We start from the raw sequence: 16,135 nt of genomic DNA on the forward strand, positions 1-16,135 counted from the left end.
ACAAAGGGGTTGATGGGTTGAACTGAGTGCGCCCCCCTGAAGGGGCGTACCACAAACAACCATGCAACGACGCAAGTTCCTCGCAGGACTCGGATCGCTCACCGCCGCCGGGGCGGCTGGAATCGGTACGGGCGCGTTCACGAGCGTGAGCGCAAAACGTAGTCTGGAGGTTCAGACGGCGGGCGACGCAAACGCACTTCTAGGAATCGAGAAGATTAGTAGCTCAGCGAACAGCGAATACGTTGACGTTTCCGGGGATACGATTTCGATCGATATCTCGACGGACACGGACAACGATCAAACTGAGGAGGGGGTTGGCCTCAACAAAAACGCGACGACAAAAATCCTGGATCTGTTCCGGGTGACGAACAACGGTACGCAAGATGTCGTCGTCTACACGAAGGGAGGACCGGACGGTGTCCGGTTCTCTGCGCACGGGTCGTTCGCAAACTCGGATGGAAAGTACACGAGCGATGGTACCACCTTCCAAGTGAACAAGGGCGCTCTCTCCATCACGAGCAATCTCGATGAGAACAACCTGAAGGGAGGTACTAATCCATCAGGCGACGAAGGGGTACCTGTGCTCAAGCCGGGACAGAGCCTCAGTGTCGAGCTCTTCTCGTACGGCACCAAGGACGTCGACTACAGTAAGAAATTCAAGCTCGTCGCGAAAGACACGGGCGAAATCTAACCGGCCCCTATTAATCCCCAAGTATAGACATGAAACGAAGAAATCTGCTCACCGGACTCGGCGCGCTCACGGCGAGCGCGAGCCTCGGCCTCGGCACCGGGGCGTTCTCGAGTGTGAGCGCGAAACGGTCCCTGTCCGTGTCAGTCGCTGACGACTACGACGCGCTGTTACAGCTCACCGAGCGCGGGAAGGGCGGTCGGAGCCGTGGAGACGGTGGCGTCGTGGAGTTGAAGTTGCCGTCGAACGACCGGAGAGTCAAGGACCCGTCTATCGGTCTTGGCGTGGATTCGGTGTACGAGTTCGACGACGACGCGGACGCGACGACGGACGACGGCCTCTTCGGAATCGCGAACCACGGAACACAGCCCGTGGACGTGTATTCGGAGTCGCCGGAGTCGTCCGACATCGACGTCGAACTGTACGACGTAACCGACCGGTCCAAGATCGCGCTACGGGACGACCCACCGACGCTCGGCGTGGGCGACCAGATCAACGTCGGAATTCGCGTCCTGACGTTTGGCGCGAGTACGAAGACGTACGATACGGATATCACTATCGTCGCTGAGGCATCGAGCGACTAACCCCCGCCCACGACGGTCTTTTCGACGGTTCGATTCCGTCGGTGGGTCTTCTAGGATGAAACGCGTCGCCGTGGTGGTCGCAGTCGTTGGGCTGCTGGGTGTGCTGGTTGTGCCGTCAGCGGCGGTGCCGCTCTTCTCGGCAGAGGATTCTGTCGGTGGTGACGTGAGTTTACAGCCGGCGGCGGGTTCGAACGGGAATTACAGTTACGTGGAGGAGGGGGATCTCGTCGTCGATGTCTCAGGGGCGAACCCGCAAGTGGACGCCGCTGGTCTCAATCCGAGCGCTGTCACGACGTTCGACGACGTGTTCTCCATCGAGTACGGGGGCTCCGAGTACGCTCGCGTGTGGATTACGCACGAGTCGGACGCGGTGTCGTTCTACGCGCGGAATCACCCTATCGAGTCTGTCGAGGACGCGGTGGTGGTGGGTCCGGACGGCTCTGTTCCGGTCGGGTTGCAGGTGAATTCGACAGGAGCGATACCAGGCGACCTGCTAAAGAATATCACCGTGCACGCGCGGGTGGCGGAGCCGCCTACACAGACGCAGACGCTGGGTTCGGTGTCGATTCAGTCCGTGCGGTCAGACGGACGTCGTCAGTTCTCAGTCGAGGACGCGCGAGCGGGTGAGCCAGTGACGCTTGACGGGCAGTCGTTGCTCGTCTCCGAATTCGGCCGGATGACGCTTGAAGAGCTGCGCGTGTCGTCGCGGGAGAACGGCGCGTTCGACCTGACCGTGCGTCGCGTGGACGCGTCGAACGAGTCCGACCGCGGGTTCGACGCGCTCGGAGCCGTGGCGGTGGAGGCGTCCGCCCCTGAAGCGTCGGGCGTATTCCGGTTCGAGATGAACGCGTCGGCGTTCGAGGACGCGAACGTCTCCACTGACCAGCTTGTCGTCCGGCATCTCCACGAGGGGGCGCAGAGCACGCGACCGGTTCGCGTCGTCGGCCGGAGCGGCGATAGAGTTGTGTTGGAGGCGGAGACGCCGAACTTCTCGACGTTCGTCGTGGGAGTTCGACGACCGTCGGTGGACGTGGTGGACGCGTCGGTGAATCGGAGCACCGTGGCGGTGAACGACGCTGTGGCGGTGTCCGCGGTGGTCGCGAACCGCGGTGAGTGGCGCGGGAACCGAACGATAGTCGTGCGGGCGGGTGAGTCCGTCGTCGCGACCCAGATGGTATCGCTCGACGCGGGTGAGCGGACGAACGTCACAGCCGTGTTCAGCCCGAGCGAACCGGGAGAGGTGGAGGTCCGCGCCGGGAACGCGACGGCGACGGTTCGCGTGACGGCCGACCAGACGACGACCCGGACGACGCCGACGACGACGAACGCGGGGGCGGACGAACGATCCACGTCGACGGTGCGGACGACAACGACCGAAACCGCCGGTTCGACGACCGAACGCCCGCCCGCGGAGCAGAGTGGATTCCGCCTCCGGGAGGTCGTCGGGTTCGCGGGCGTCGCCGCGTTCGTCGTCGTGGTGCTCGCGTTGGCGCGGTGGCGGAGCCGGGAGAACTGACGTGTCCGCGCCGACACGCCCGGCAGGAGGGACGGGGTTCGGGATGGGCGGTTCGCGGGTCGCTCACGTTTGTCGCGCCGCACACCGCCGTCGAAGTCGGCGTCGTCGGGCACGACGGATAGACCCCGAGGGTTTTTGTCGGAATAGTTTGATTACACGGGTGACTCTCCCGTGATGTCGTTCAGACGAGCGGTCGGACTGTCCTTCCAAGCCGCGCTCGTGTTCGTCGTCGTCGCGCTCGTGGCCGGCCAGATTCTCGGTACACCCGTGCTGTTCGGCTACGTCGAGACTGGAAGCATGACGGGCACGCTGAATCCGGGCGATGGATTCATCGCGATTCCGGCGGCATTGGCCGGCGATGTCGAGACGGGAGATGTGGTGACGTTCCGTGCACAGGAGGTAGGGGGTGGCGGGCTGACAACCCACCGAGTCGTCCGTGAGACGCCTCAGGGGTACTACACGCAAGGCGACGCGAACCCGTTCACTGACCAAGCGGGCGGCGAGCCTGTCGTGAAGGACGCACAGGTAGTCGCAGTCGCTCTCCAGGTGAACGGACGCGTCGTACGGATACCACACCTTGGGACGGGGATTACGAGTGTTCAGAATTCGTTCGAAGACGTTCAGCGTCGCCTCGCAGTGATGACGGGGTCGCGCGCGTTCCTGGGGACGCGCGGCCTCTCGTACCTGTTACTCGCGCTCTCCGTGATGCTGTACGGCTACGACGTACTCGCGTCGAGGAGTCCGGTACGGGAGCGAGAGCGGACGCGCGACCGGGGCGACGGATTCGACAGCGGGCGCGTTCTCCTCGTGCTCGCCGCAGTCATCGTGGTCACCGCGACGGCGGCGATGGTCGTCCCTGCGGGCACGCAATCGTTCGGTGTAGTGAGCGCGGAGTTCGAGTCCGACAGCCCGACGGTCATCCGGGCGGGTGAATCGAGCACGCTCCCGTACACGGTAGGTAACGGAGGGCTGATTCCGGTCGTCGCGTATGTCGAGCCTGCGAGTAACGGTGTGAGCATCTCACAAGAACGGCTGTACGTCGACGGTCGGTCAACGGCGCGGACAAATGTGACGTTGTCTGCACCCCCTGACACCGGCTACTATCGTCGATTCGTCACCGAACACCGGTACCTCGCCGTCCTTCCCGGCTCCGTCATCGACGGCCTCCACGACGTCCACCCGTGGCTTCCGATCGTCGTCATCGACGCACTGCTCGGTGGTGGTCTCTACCTAATCGGATACGTGCTTCTGCGCGGACGTCGCGTCCGCCTCCGCACCCGGGAGTCACGCCACGACCGGTCGCTGTTTGACAGAATGTTCGACTAGCGATATATTCGCCCCACCGACAATTCTTTGTGAATGAGCGACACAGAGAGGGGTGATGGGTGATGGGAGATACCTTCTTCGACTGCGCGAAGTGGCTTCGTCGTGGTTCACAGTCGCCATCGTTGTTCTCGTCCTTGTCGGAATGGTCGGCGGGTACGCGACGCTGGTCGCGTACACCGCCCCGGGGTCAGTGCAATCGGAGCAGACCGTAGAGGAGTGGCGGCTCGTCAGTTCGTTCGACCACTCGGCCACGGTGACCCGTGAGAACCCCGCGTTCCCGGTCGGCGAAACGCTCGAGAACCGCCAGCGGTACTATCGGTCAGCCTCGCCAACCCTCGATGTGCGGTTTCTGACATCGTATCGTCCGCGGACCGACGCTCCCGCGAACGTCTCGATGAACGCGTCGCTCCTCATCCAGTCCGTCGGGGAGAGCACGACGTATTGGTCGAACCGAACAACCCTGAAAACGAATCAGGAGACCGTCAACCCTGGGGGGACCGCGTCGCTGAACGTGTCGTTGAACACGACGCAAGTGCGACAGCGAACAGCCGCGATACGCGACTCGCTCGGTGGCGACGGGACACTCGAAACGGTCGTCGTGGTGAACGCCACGGCCCACAGTCGCGCTAGCGGCTCACCGACCACGCTCACGTTCACGCGTCGACTTTCCCTCGCCAACGGAGACGCGACCTACTCGGTGAGCGGTGCGGGCTCTCAGTCCGAACGCGTGACGACTACGGAAACCGTCTCCCAGCCGCGCGACCGCGGCGTGCTTTGGAAGGCGGGGGGACCGCTCGCGTTCCTCACGAGCGTCGCTCTACTGGGGCTGCTCGTCCCCGCCCGCCTCCGCGGCAGCCTCGCGTTGAGCGACGTAGAACGAGAGCGTTTGCGTTTTCTCTCCAACCGCGAAGAGTTCGACGAGTGGGTAGTCAGAATTGACCTCCCCGCGTCGGTTCGCGAACGGGAGTACGCCGACGCCGACTCCCTCGGGGATCTCGTCGACTTCGCCATCGACTCGGGAGTGGGCGTGGTCGAAGACCGAACCACCGGTGCGTTCTACGCCGTCACGAGCGACCTCGTGGTGCGGTACGAACCGCCCGAGGACCCCGAAACACGGGGCAGCGACCCTCTCGACCTCCAGACGGTGTACGACGGTCTCCGGCAGGACGACGAGTCGTAGCCGCGTTCCGTAGTCCTTTTACTCGCGCTCCACGAAGCACGGGTAACTCGCTGGCCACGGGCTCCAGCGGGCACCCGTTTCGACGGGACGAAATGTGGTTCGCGTTCGCGAACTGAATCGCAAGCGCCCGACTGATAACCATGGCACGAAGTTTCTACTCCCACATTCGGGACGCGTGGAAGCAGCCCGGCGAGGGCAAGCTCGCCGAGCTGCAGTGGCAGCGAAAGCAGAAGTGGCGCGACCAGGGCGCTATCGTCCGCGTCGACAACCCGACTCGCCTCGACAAGGCCCGCGACCTGGGCTACAAGGCGAAGCAAGGCGTCGTCGTCGCACGCGTCAGCGTGCGGAAGGGGACGGCGCGCAAGCAGCGGTTCAAGGCCGGGCGTCGGACGAAGCGCCAGGGCGTGAACCGCATCGGTCGCTCGAAGAACCTCCAGCGCATCGCGGAGGAGCGCGCGACCCGGAAGTACCGGAACCTCCGCGTTCTGAACTCGTACTGGGTCGGTGAGGACGGCTCGCAGAAGTGGTTCGAGGTCATCTTCCTCGACCCCGAGCATCCCGCCATCCAGAACGACGACGACCTGAACTGGATCTGTAACAACTCGCAGGAGAACCGCGCGCACCGCGGTCTCACCGCCGCCGGCAAGCGCGGGCGCGGTCTCTCGAAGAAGGGCAAGGGCACGGAGCGCACGCGCCCGAGCGTGAACTCCGACTGACTACGGCTTACTTTTCGTCTAAGTATTCGCGTTCGATTTCGGTTTCGCCGCCCGCGAGCCGTGCGAGCGTCCCGGTGAGTCCGTCGAAGAAGACGACGAGCGGGTAGAGGAGGAGTTCGATGGCGCGCATCGGCCCGACGACGCGCAGCGACCAGGATTCGGCGTTCGCGAGCCCCCAGGTCTTCGGGAGGATTTCGCCGAACACGAGTACCAGGGTGGTGGCGGTGAGGGTCGCGACGACTGCGGCGTAACTCGGCGGGAGGTAGGTGACGAGGACGACGGTGACGATGCTCGAAATCCCGATGTTGACGACGTTGTTCCCGACAAGGAGGGTGACGAGGAGGCGGTGGGAGTTCTCGCGGGTCTCGGCGAGGCGGCGGCCGTTGGGTGTGTTGGCGAGTTCGCGGACGCGTTCGATCGGGAGGGAGAACAGCGCGATTTCGGCGCTGGAGAAGAAGGCGCTCACGGCGAGCAACACGGCGACGCCGCCGACTATCGGGAGGAGTGTCCAGTCCATACGGGAGCGTAGAGCGGGAGGACTGTAGTTACTGCGTCCAGTCGGCGTCGGCGAGCGTGCGCTGGACGGCGTCGTGGCCGACCGCGTCCGCGAGCGTGCGGAACGCGGCCTGTTCCTCGCGGTTCTCGGTTTCGGCGACCAGTCGGGAGACGATGAACTCGGGCGTGGACTTCCCGACGGTGTCGAAGCGCGGCTGGTAGTCCACGGCGAGTTCGAGGTCGGGCGTGAGGCCTTCGGCGAAGATGCCGTCGATGCGGGCGTTCCCGGGGAGGGGCGCGAGGTCGTCCGCGAGGTGGGTGACGTAGACGCCGAGCGCGTTCTCCCGTCCCGTGAGCGTGACGAGGCCGTGGAGGAGGTCGGCGGCGCTCCCGGGTTCGGTGATAGCTTCGAACTCGTCGACGAGCATGAGGGTGCGGCGGTCGCCCGACAGCGGCGGGACCACGGAGCGAAGCGTGGACTCGAGGACGCCGGCGTTGAAGCTGGCGTGGCGGCGGTGGAAGACGAGGGCGTCCACCAGGCCGACTTCGGCGGCGTCCGCGGGCACGGGGAGTCCCATCTGCGCGAGCAGGGCGACCTGGCAGAGGGTTTCGAGGAGCGTGGTCTTCCCGCCGGAATTCGCGCCCGTGAGGACGGTGACGCGGTCGCCGCTCGGCGCGTCCCCGGTGGTGTGGTCGCCGACGCCGTACGTCACCGGCTGGACGTCCACGCCGTCCCGGCGGAGGGAGAGGTTCCGCGCGCCGACGACGGCGAGCGTGTCGGTGTCCACGATGGTGGGTCGGGTAAGGTCGAATGCGTCGGCGAACCGGGCGAGCGAGAGGTAAAAGGCGATGTCGGAGACGGCGTCGACGGCGGCGTCCACGTCCTCGCGTGCGTCGTCGACGCGTTCCTGGAGGTCCGCTCGGACCGTGTCCTCGCGGGATTCGACGGCCTGGGCGAGGTCGGTTTCGAGGTCGCGTGCGGTGGCCGCGAGGAAGTCCGCGGCGTCGGCCGCACCTTCTCCCATCGCCTCGCGCGCCCGTGACGGGTCGATGGCGGTCTGCTCGCGGACGTACGCGACGAACGCCTCCCGGAACTCCTCGGTGCCGCGAACGCCGGAGCCGCGGATTTCCTCCAGCACGTCGAACGTGTCGCGTTCGAGGCGTTCGGCGTCCGCGTGCGCGTCCCTGAGTTCGTCGAGTCGGGCGTCCGCCCCCGCGGTGACGCGCTCGCCGTCGAGGTACTGCAGGGCGTCCGCGGCGTCCGCGAGCGCGTCCGGGTCGCAGTCCGCGAGCGGCGCGAACACGCCGTCGTGCAGGCCGGTCTCCCGGAGGACGAGCGCGGCGTCCACCGCGGCGCGGTCGGTGCCGCCGGCGTCGTCGTACCGCTCGAACGCGTCCAGCACGTCGGTTCTCGTGTCGTCGTCGAGCGCGCGCCACGACTCGACGGCCGCGGTCACGCGGTCCAGACGGGAGTCGACAGCGTCCCGGTCGAGGAGCGGCGTGAGAACGCGGATGCGGTCGGCGGCGTGGTCGGTGACGGCGTAGGATTCGGCGAGCGAGACGATGTCCTTGTAGACGGCGCGGGCGTCCTCGGTGGCGAGCACGTCCATGCCGGCCCCGCCGTTCGCGCGCCGGAGGATGCGGGTCGCGCGACCCCGGGCGAGGCCGGCGTCCACGAGCGTCCGACTGTCCGCGGATTCGATGGCGGCGACGGCGGCCTCGGTTCCGAGCGCGTCAGTGAGGAGCGCGGCGGTCTTCGGGCCGACGCCCCAGTAGTCCTCCAGTCGCATACCGGAGGAGAGAGGAGAAGTCCGTTTAGTCGTTTCTCACGCGATGCGTTCGCTCCCCCAGTAGTTCCAGACGCCGCCGACGCCGGTCGCGGCGAGACCGGAGAGCCACGCGGGGAGCGCGAGCGCCAGTCCGATTGTGAGGAGACCCGCGTAGATGACGTAGCCGACGGCGTAGACGCCGACGTAGTGCGGGATGCGTTCGAGCGCGCCGCCGTCGAAGTCGAACGTCACGAGGCGGTTGAGTCCGTACGTCCAGAGGACGCCCGCGAGGAACGCGGCGAGCGCCGGGACGAGGATGGCGTCGCCGTCCGCGAGCGCGAGGAGGACGGCGAGGTTGACGAGCGCGCCGGTCGCGCCCACGCCGCCGAACTCCGCGACCCGAACCGCCCGCTCGGGCGCGACGTACTCCGCGAGAGGGGTGCCGCGAACGGCGGACGCGAGTGCGGTCTCGATGCGCTCCATTCGTGCCCCAACGCTCGGGACTCGTTTCGGTTAAATGTTTTGTGGTCGTGTGAGTGGTTCCCAGAGCGGCGTGCCGCCACCGCGTTCCTTTTCGGCGGGCGGGGAGTAGGACGCGTATGAGCGACATCGTTCCCGAGGACACCCTCGCGGTGTACTCCGACTTCGTCTGCCCGTTCTGCTACCTCGGCCGCGCCAGCCTCCGACAGTACCTCGACGACGCCGACGACCCGCCGACGGTCGACTGGCGCTTCTTCGACCTCCGCGGGTACAAGCGCGGGCCCGACGGCGACATCGACGACAGCGTCGAGGACGGGAAGGACGACGACTACTTCGAGAACGTGAAGGACAACGTCAAGCAGCTCAAGGAGCAGTACGACGCCGAGGAGATGCTCGGCCTCGACGAGGCTCCCGACGTGGATTCGTGGGACGCCCAGCAGGCCGCGCTCTACGTGAAGCAGTCGTACGACGACGAGACCTTCCGAGCGTTCTACGACGCGCTGTTCGACACGCACTGGGTGGAGGGCCGTCCCATCGACGACCCCGACGTGCTGGCGGACGTGGCCGAGTCCGTCGACGTGAACGGCGACGAGGTTCGGGACGCCATCACCGACGACGCATTGGCGGCCGAACTCGAAGACCGGTTCGAGGACGCCACGGACATCGGCATCACCGGCATCCCGACGTTCGTCTACGACGACCACGCCGCCCGCGGCTCCGTCCCGCCGGAACAGCTCGACCGCCTCGTCAACGGCCGCTAACGCGCTCGAACGCGCCCCACGACCGCGTTCTTTTTCGGGCGCGCTACTCCGACACGCGTTCCGCGGAGCTGTTCTCCGTCACGAACTCGACGACCGCCTCGGTGCCCTGGAAGCCCTCCGCGAGCCGGCCGACGACCTCGCCGTCCTCGAACAGGAGGAGGGTCGGGACGCTCCGAATACTGTACTCGTCCACGAGGTCGAGGTCGGTCTGGGGGTTGCACATCGCGACGGTCGCGGTGGTGGCGCGCGCGACGTTCCCGACGATGGGTTCGATGGACTGACAGAGCGTACAGCCCTTCGTGTAGAAATCCACGAGCACCACGTCCTCGGATTCGAGGAGGGCGTCGAGGTCGTCGCTCGTCTCGAGCTGCCGGGGTTTCTCGGTGAGACTCATACGCCGTATAGGCGCCGAACAGGCTTAGGCGGCGCGCCCGCGGCACTCGACCGTCGGCGACGCTCGGCGAGGCGTCGAAAGTGGTAGGACGTGGAGAACGCGGTCGCTCGGTGGTATGGCGTCTGAAAGAATTGAATGTCGGGTCTGTCGCTAGTGCGACAGGTGTCTCGTATTACTGCCGAACGACGTTCGCTGCGCGGGGGCCCTTGGGGGAGGACTCGATGTCGAACTCGACCTCAGTCCCTTCGGTGAGGTCTTCGCCGCCGACGTCTTCCATGTGGAAGAACACGTCTTCGTCGTCGTCGAGGTCGCCGTCGTCAGTCGAAATGAAACCGTAGCCGCCTGTGTCGTTGAAGAATTCAACGTTACCGTTTGCCATTACAATCAAATACAAGGCCGCTCCCCGGATAAGGCTTGCGAGGGTCAAGGTACCACGACCCGCTGCAGGACATTTGTCCACCAGAGACGAGCGATGTTTTGAGATTGTCACTCTCAATCCAAAGGCGCAATTGCCGTTCTGGACGCGGAGCGACGCCGAGCGGCGCGTCCGCGAGACCACCAAATATTTACCGGATAGTGTTGAACGCCCGGTGAGTCGAATGGTTCGACAGCCGCGGCCGGTCCACAGTCCTCGTTCTCCTCCCGCCGCGCGGGCGGCCCGATAGCCGCAGCACTCGGGTTCGCCACGCTCCCCGTCGCGTCCGACCGGGAGTCGCAGTTCTCGCCGTCGACCACACGACATGCAGACACACGCCGCGTCCCGCCGGGACGCACCGACCAGCGTATCGCTCGAAACCCACCACGATAGCCGTCGCTCGCGCGTCCGGGGAGGTGGGTCGTGACCGACTCGGTCTGGCGGAACCCGAGTTTCCGCCGGTTCTTCGCGGGGCAGTTCGTGACGAACGCCGGCGACAGCCTCTACACCGTCGCGGTGCTCTGGCTCGCGTTCGACCTCACCGGCTCCACGGGCGTCACGGGCGCACTGAATTCGATCCTCCTCCTACCGTGGCTCCTCCAGATACTCGCGGGCCCGCTCGTCGACCGCCTCCCGCTGAAGGGCGTGCTCGTCGGCGCGCAGCTCGCGCAGGGCGTCGTCGTGCTCTCGCTGCCGCTCGCCGCCGCGGCCGGTCATCTCAGTGTCGAACTGCTGTTCGCCGTCGCGCCGCTGTTGATGCTGGCGTCGCTCGCGATGGCGCCGATGGAGACCGCCGTCCTCCCGCGAATCGTCGACGACGCCCGTCTCTCGAACGCGAACGCCGCGCTCGCCACCGTCACGCTGGGCCTCGATATGGTGTTCGACGCGCTCGGCGGCGCGGTCGTCGCGACAGTCGGCGCGACCGCGTTGTTCCTCGCGGACGCGGGGACGTTCGCGCTCGCCGCACTCCTGTTCGCCGGCGTTCGACTGAACGCACCAACGTCCGAACCCACAGCGGACGCGCCGTCCGTCCGCGACGTGCTCGGGTCGTACCGCGACGACCTCAGGGAGGGAATCGACGTGCTCCGCGGAACCGTGTTCGTCGAACTCGTCCTCACCACGGCGGTCGCAAACTTCACCACGGGCGTGACGCTCGCAGTCCTGCCGGCGTTCGGCGCGGCCATCGGCGGCCCGCTGTTCTACGGCCTCCTCCTGGGCGCGCTCGGCGTCGGGCGACTGCTCGGGTCGCTCGTCGGGCCGCGACTCGAGAGCGTGCCGTTCGGCCGCGTCCTGCTCATGCAGGGTGTCGGCGCGGCGTGCTGGCTCGCCGCCGTGTTCGCGCCGACGCCCGCGCTCACCGTCGCCCTGTTCTGCCTCGCGTGGGTTCCCGCGGGCGCGAGCGGCGTCGTTTCGTCCACGCTGAACCAACGCGTCTTCCCCGCCGATTTGCTCGGGCGCGTGTCCGCGACGAAGGGCACGGCGTCGGGCGCGACGCTCCCGCTCGGGTCGCTCCTCGGCGGCTTGCTCGGAGAAGCAGTCGGCGTGCGCGCGACGATGGCGCTCGCCGCGTCCGGGTTCGCGTTCACCGCCGCCTACGTCCTCCTCCGCCCCCGCCTCCGCCGGCTTCCCGCCGTCGCCGACGCCGACCCCGAGGACTTCGGCCTCTAGAGGCCGGGCGTGGGCGGGCGTCGTCGCTTGTGCTCGGTGGACTCGTGACGGGAGACGAACCGCTCGACGAGGTCGCGGTCGATGCCGGTGTCCGCGACGATCTCCGCGACAGTGAGGTCGCGGTCGAGATAGCGCCGGAGCACGGCGTCGATGACCTCGTAGGACGCTCCCAGTTCATCCTCGTCGGTCTGTCCCTCCCAGAGTTCCGCCGTTGGCTGTTTCTCGATGAACGTCTCGGGGAGTCCAAGGTACTCGGCGAACTCGTAGAGGTCGGTCTTGTAGAGGTCGCCGAAGGGCGCGAGGTCGACCGCGCCGTCGCCGTACTTCGTGAAGTAGCCGAGTTCGTACTCGGATTTGTTGTCCGCGCCGAGTACCAGATAGTTCCGGGCGTTCGCGGCCTCGTAGCAGTAGGTCATTCGGACGCGGGCGCGGACGTTCCCGACCGTGGTCTCGTCGAAGTCCCCAGAGAGTCCGTCGCGGATGGACGCGACCGCGGGCCGGATGTCGTCCTCCTCGTACGGAATGCCCAGGAAGTCGCAGAGGTCGCGGGCGTCCCGCATGTTCGCCGTCGAACTCGGTGCGCCCGGTAGAATCAGACCGAGGGCGTTCTCGGGGCCGACGGCGTCCGCGGCGACCCGGGCGCCGAGCGCCGAATCGAGGCCGCCGCTGACGCCGAGCACGTAGCCGTCCGCGCCCGCGGCGTCGAGGCGGTCGCGGAGGAAGTCGTGGATGCGGGCTTCGACGCGCGCGTAGTCCATACCGCACCCTGAACCGCGCAGTCCGTAAGTCTGGGGTGGAATCGGGGGAGTGCGACGACTATTTCCGGCCGAACCCCCTGCGTTCCGGGTATGACTGAGGCGCTCGGCGCTCCCGAGAAGATGGCGGAGCGCCGCGAGGAACTGACGCCGATGCTCTCTCAGTACCTCGACCTCTGCGAGCGCTACGACGACGCGCTCGTCCTCTTTCAGGTCGGGGACTTCTACGAGACGTTCTGCGAGGCCGCGGAGGAGGCCGCCCGCGTGCTCGAAATCACGCTCACCGCCCGCGAGGACTCCACGGGCACCTATCCGATGGCGGGTATCCCCATCGACAACGCCGAACCCTACATCGAGACGCTGCTCGAATCTGGCTACCGGGTCGCGGTCGCCGACCAGGTGGAGGACGCGGACGCGACGAATAGCCTCGTCGACCGCGCGGTCACCCGAATCGTCACGCCGGGCACCGTGACGGAGGACGAACTCCTCGGCGGCGACGAGAACAACTTCGTCGCCGCGCTCACCGGCGGCGAAACCTACGGGCTCGCCTTCCTCGACGTGTCAACGGGGGACTTCGTTGCGACGAGCGCGGACTCCCGACAGCAGGTCCGGGACGAAGTAGGGAGATTCGCGCCCGCGGAGGCCGTGGTGGAACCGGGCGTCGACACCGACCTGTTCGCGGCGGACTGCATGGTGACGCGGTTCCGCGAGGACGCCTTCGACTCCGCGCGGGCGCGCGAGAAGCTCGACGCGTACTTCGGCGCGCCCGAACGACGCCTCGCGGGCGACAGCGAGATTCGGGCGTGCGGCGCGCTCCTCGCGTACGCGGAGTACACGCGCGCCGGCCAGCAGGACGAACTCGACTACCTGAACCACCTCACGCGCTACGACCCGCGCGACTACATGGTGCTCGACGCGGTCGCGCTCCGCAGCCTCGAACTGTTCGAACCGCGGAGCGTGCACGGCCGCGAGGGCACGACGCTGGTGGACGTGCTGGACGAGACCTCGTGTGCGCTCGGCCGCCGGAAGCTCACGGACTGGCTGCGGCGGCCGCTCGTCGACCGAGACCGCATCGACGCCCGGTTGGACGGCGTGGAGGAACTCCGCGGCGACCTCCGGACGCGCGAGGAACTCGCGGAGGCCCTGCGGGACGTGTACGACATCGAACGGCTGATTTCGCGGGTGTCGCGGGGGCGCGCGAACGCCCGCGACCTCCGGTCGCTGCAGACGACGCTCGACGTGATTCCCACGCTCCGCGAGTTGCTCGCGGACGCCGACTCCGGGAAGCTCCGCGACCTCCGCGCGCGCCTCCAAGACCTCTCGGACGTGCGCGAGGAAATCGGGGACGCCATCGTGGACGACCCGCCGCAGGAACTCACGGAGGGCGGCGTCGTCCGGGACGGCTACGACGAGACACTGGACGACCTCCGAGAGACGGAGCGCGAGGGCAAGCAGTGGATTCGGGACCTCGAGGAGTCGGAGAAAGCGCGCACGGGCGTCGAGTCGCTGAAGGTCGGGCACAACAGCGTGCACGGCTACTACATCGAGGTGACGAAGGCGAACACCGAGCACGTCCCGGAGAGCTACGAGCGACGGCAGACGCTGAAGAACTCGGAACGGTACGTGACGCCCGAACTGAAGGAGCGAGAGGACGAAATCGTGCGCGCGGAGGGGCGGGCGGACGACCGCGAGTACGAGCTGTTCGTCGCGGTGCGGGAGTCGGTCGCGGCGGAGGCCGAGCGCGTGCAGGACGTTGCGGCCGCGGTCGCGGAACTCGACGCGCTGTGCTCGCTCGCCACGGTTGCAGCCGAGTACGACTACTCGCGGCCCGAGATGCGGGAGGCCGGCGCGCCCATCGACATCGAGGGCGGGCGGCATCCGGTCGTGGAGCGCACGGAGGACGGGTTCGTGCCGAACGGCGTCCACCTCGGCGACGACGAGCGAATCGCGGTCATCACCGGCCCGAACATGAGCGGGAAATCCACGTACATGCGGCAGGTCGCGCTGGTCTGCGTGCTCGCGCAGGTCGGGAGTTTCGTGCCCGCGGAGTCCGCGGAACTCGGCGTTCTGAATCGTGTGTTCACGCGCGTGGGCGCGAGCGACGACATCGCGGGCGGCCGCTCGACGTTCATGGTGGAGATGACGGAGCTCGCGGACATCCTCCGGGACGCGGACGATGACTCGCTCGTCCTCCTCGACGAGGTCGGGCGCGGGACGAGCACGGCGGACGGCCTCGCCATCGCGCGCGCGATCACCGAGTACATCCACGACGAGACCGGGGCGAAGACCCTGTTCGCGACCCACCACCACGAACTCACGGACCTCGCGACCAATCTCGACGAGGCGGTGAACCTCCACTTCCCCGCGACCCAGGAGGGCGACGAGGTGGCGTTCCGGCACGACGTGGCGTACGGCGCGGCGACCGCGTCCTACGGCATCGAGGTGGCGAAGGCCGCGGGCGTCCCCGACGACGTGGTGAACCGTGCGCGCGAACTCGTGGAGCGCGAACGCGAGCGGGACGCCGTCGCCGACTCGACCAGCGAACGGGCCGCGAAGGAGGCGGACGGCGGGAGCGCGCCGAGCGACATCGAGGACGCATTGCGGGATGTGGACTTGGCGCAGACGACGCCGCTCGAAGCGATGACGGTTCTGCAGGAACTGAAGCGCCGGCTCTAGGGGGTGAGCGGGACGAAGTCGTGGCCGGCCTCCGCGAGCAACTGACGGGCGCGGTCGGTGACGGAGGGCGCGACGAGCACGCCGCGCACGTCCGCGTCGGCGTGGAGGTCGCGTTCGAGCGCGTCGACGTACCGGTCGAGTTGGCTCGCGGCGTCGGGGCCGACCCGGCGGCGTTTCAGTTCCACGACCACCCGCGTGCCGTCGGCGTCCTCGCCGTACACGTCGACGGGACCGGCGGCGGTGTCGCGTTCGGTCGCGAGCGGCCGGAAGCCCTCGGAGACGAGGTCCGGGTCGGCGAGCACGCGCTCGCGGAGGTCTTCTTCGGTCCCGGAGACTTCGGCGTCGGCGTCGTCCAGCGGGAGGAGTGAGACGTGGTGGATTCGGGTGAATCGGCAGTCGAGGGTTTCGCCGTCGCGTTCGCCGCGCAGGAGGAGTTCGTCGTCCTCGACGGAGACCGTGAGGGAGGCACCGGGCGCGAGCCAGTTCGCGGGCTGGTGGCCGGTGGCGGCGTGCGCGAGCAGGGTGCCGTCGGGCTTGCGGAGGACGTGCCGGCGGCCGGCGGGGAGGGTGCTGGTGGCGCGGCCGTCGTACGCGAGTTCGCACGCGCCGTACAGCGCGACGGTGCGGTCGTCGGCCTCGCGGACGGCGTCGGCGGCCTCGGCGGGCGTCGGGTCGGCGAGGAACGCCGCATCAGTCATATCCGAGGGGAGGG

Annotated in this window: 16 protein-coding genes; 9 read left to right on the forward strand and 7 right to left on the reverse strand. The window is 67.4% G+C overall.

The genetic code is table 11. The features are described 5' to 3' along the window. The first annotated feature begins 61 nt into the window (after window positions 1-61). From ACOZ4O_RS05930 to ACOZ4O_RS05955, 6 genes are all read left to right on the forward strand, one after another. Window positions 62-691: a hypothetical protein gene (locus ACOZ4O_RS05930; RefSeq protein WP_424524392.1), complete on the forward strand. Its 630-nt coding sequence runs from the start codon at window positions 62-64 to the stop codon at window positions 689-691. A gap of 29 nt (window positions 692-720) precedes the next feature. Continuing rightward, entirely contained in the window at window positions 721-1,272 is a 552-nt protein-coding gene (locus ACOZ4O_RS05935; RefSeq protein WP_424524393.1) for a hypothetical protein, read from the forward strand. 163 nt (window positions 1,273-1,435) lie between these two features. Further along, complete coding sequence (locus ACOZ4O_RS05940; RefSeq protein WP_424524394.1) at window positions 1,436-2,788, forward strand: DUF1102 domain-containing protein; 1,353 nt, start codon at window positions 1,436-1,438, stop codon at window positions 2,786-2,788. Between the two features lie 174 nt (window positions 2,789-2,962). After that, window positions 2,963-4,114, forward strand: coding sequence for a S26 family signal peptidase (locus ACOZ4O_RS05945; RefSeq protein WP_424524395.1), 1,152 nt, complete (start codon window positions 2,963-2,965; stop codon window positions 4,112-4,114). 55 nt (window positions 4,115-4,169) lie between these two features. Then, on the forward strand, window positions 4,170-5,294 hold the full coding sequence (locus ACOZ4O_RS05950; protein WP_424524396.1) for a DUF5305 family protein: 1,125 nt from the start codon (window positions 4,170-4,172) through the stop codon (window positions 5,292-5,294). Window positions 5,295-5,434: 140 nt separating this feature from the next. Then, on the forward strand, window positions 5,435-6,010 hold the full coding sequence (locus ACOZ4O_RS05955) for a 50S ribosomal protein L15e (RefSeq protein ID WP_424524397.1): 576 nt from the start codon (window positions 5,435-5,437) through the stop codon (window positions 6,008-6,010). A 7-nt stretch (window positions 6,011-6,017) separates the two neighbouring features. On the opposite strand, the gene ACOZ4O_RS05960 is transcribed toward ACOZ4O_RS05955, so the two are convergent. From ACOZ4O_RS05960 to ACOZ4O_RS05970, 3 genes are read right to left on the reverse strand one after another with little or no spacing between them, the layout of a single operon-like run. Then, complete coding sequence (locus tag ACOZ4O_RS05960; protein WP_424524398.1) at window positions 6,018-6,527, reverse strand: CNNM domain-containing protein; 510 nt, start codon at window positions 6,525-6,527, stop codon at window positions 6,018-6,020. A gap of 28 nt (window positions 6,528-6,555) precedes the next feature. Further along, complete coding sequence (locus tag ACOZ4O_RS05965) at window positions 6,556-8,295, reverse strand: MutS-related protein (protein WP_424524399.1); 1,740 nt, start codon at window positions 8,293-8,295, stop codon at window positions 6,556-6,558. A gap of 36 nt (window positions 8,296-8,331) precedes the next feature. After that, window positions 8,332-8,757 (reverse strand): GtrA family protein, encoded by a 426-nt coding sequence (locus ACOZ4O_RS05970; RefSeq protein ID WP_424524400.1) that lies wholly within the window; start codon window positions 8,755-8,757, stop codon window positions 8,332-8,334. A gap of 116 nt (window positions 8,758-8,873) precedes the next feature. On the opposite strand from ACOZ4O_RS05970, the gene ACOZ4O_RS05975 reads away from it, so the two are divergent. Then, a complete protein-coding gene (locus tag ACOZ4O_RS05975; protein ID WP_424524401.1) occupies window positions 8,874-9,515 on the forward strand; it encodes a DsbA family oxidoreductase in 642 nt (213 codons plus the stop codon). Between the two features lie 43 nt (window positions 9,516-9,558). On the opposite strand, the gene ACOZ4O_RS05980 is transcribed toward ACOZ4O_RS05975, so the two are convergent. Both ACOZ4O_RS05980 and ACOZ4O_RS05985 read right to left on the reverse strand, forming a co-directional pair. Next, on the reverse strand, window positions 9,559-9,909 hold the full coding sequence (locus ACOZ4O_RS05980; RefSeq protein WP_424524402.1) for a thioredoxin family protein: 351 nt from the start codon (window positions 9,907-9,909) through the stop codon (window positions 9,559-9,561). Window positions 9,910-10,081: 172 nt separating this feature from the next. Continuing rightward, window positions 10,082-10,288 carry a cold-shock protein gene (locus tag ACOZ4O_RS05985; RefSeq protein ID WP_424524403.1) on the reverse strand — a complete coding sequence of 69 codons (207 nt, stop codon included), beginning with the start codon at window positions 10,286-10,288 and terminating at the stop codon, window positions 10,082-10,084. 459 nt (window positions 10,289-10,747) lie between these two features. Between ACOZ4O_RS05985 and ACOZ4O_RS05990 the strand changes: the two genes are divergently transcribed. Next, window positions 10,748-11,992 carry an MFS transporter gene (locus tag ACOZ4O_RS05990; protein ID WP_424524404.1) on the forward strand — a complete coding sequence of 415 codons (1,245 nt, stop codon included), beginning with the start codon at window positions 10,748-10,750 and terminating at the stop codon, window positions 11,990-11,992. Here ACOZ4O_RS05990 and ACOZ4O_RS05995 read toward each other — a convergent pair. Continuing rightward, on the reverse strand, window positions 11,989-12,750 hold the full coding sequence (locus tag ACOZ4O_RS05995; protein WP_424524405.1) for an NAD+ synthase: 762 nt from the start codon (window positions 12,748-12,750) through the stop codon (window positions 11,989-11,991). The two genes, ACOZ4O_RS05990 and ACOZ4O_RS05995, sit on opposite strands and share 4 nt — an antisense overlap. Before the next feature lie 90 nt (window positions 12,751-12,840). Between ACOZ4O_RS05995 and mutS the strand changes: the two genes are divergently transcribed. Next, a complete protein-coding gene (gene mutS, locus ACOZ4O_RS06000) occupies window positions 12,841-15,423 on the forward strand; it encodes a DNA mismatch repair protein MutS (protein ID WP_424524406.1) in 2,583 nt (860 codons plus the stop codon). Here the strand turns inward: mutS and nucS are convergent. Next, entirely contained in the window at window positions 15,420-16,121 is a 702-nt protein-coding gene (gene nucS, locus ACOZ4O_RS06005) for an endonuclease NucS (protein WP_424524407.1), read from the reverse strand. The two genes, mutS and nucS, sit on opposite strands and share 4 nt — an antisense overlap. Window positions 16,122-16,135 lie beyond the last annotated feature (14 nt).

Origin of the sequence: Salarchaeum japonicum (assembly GCF_049705945.1) — an archaeon.
GTDB classification, from domain to species: Archaea; Halobacteriota; Halobacteria; order Halobacteriales; family Halobacteriaceae; genus Salarchaeum; species Salarchaeum japonicum_A.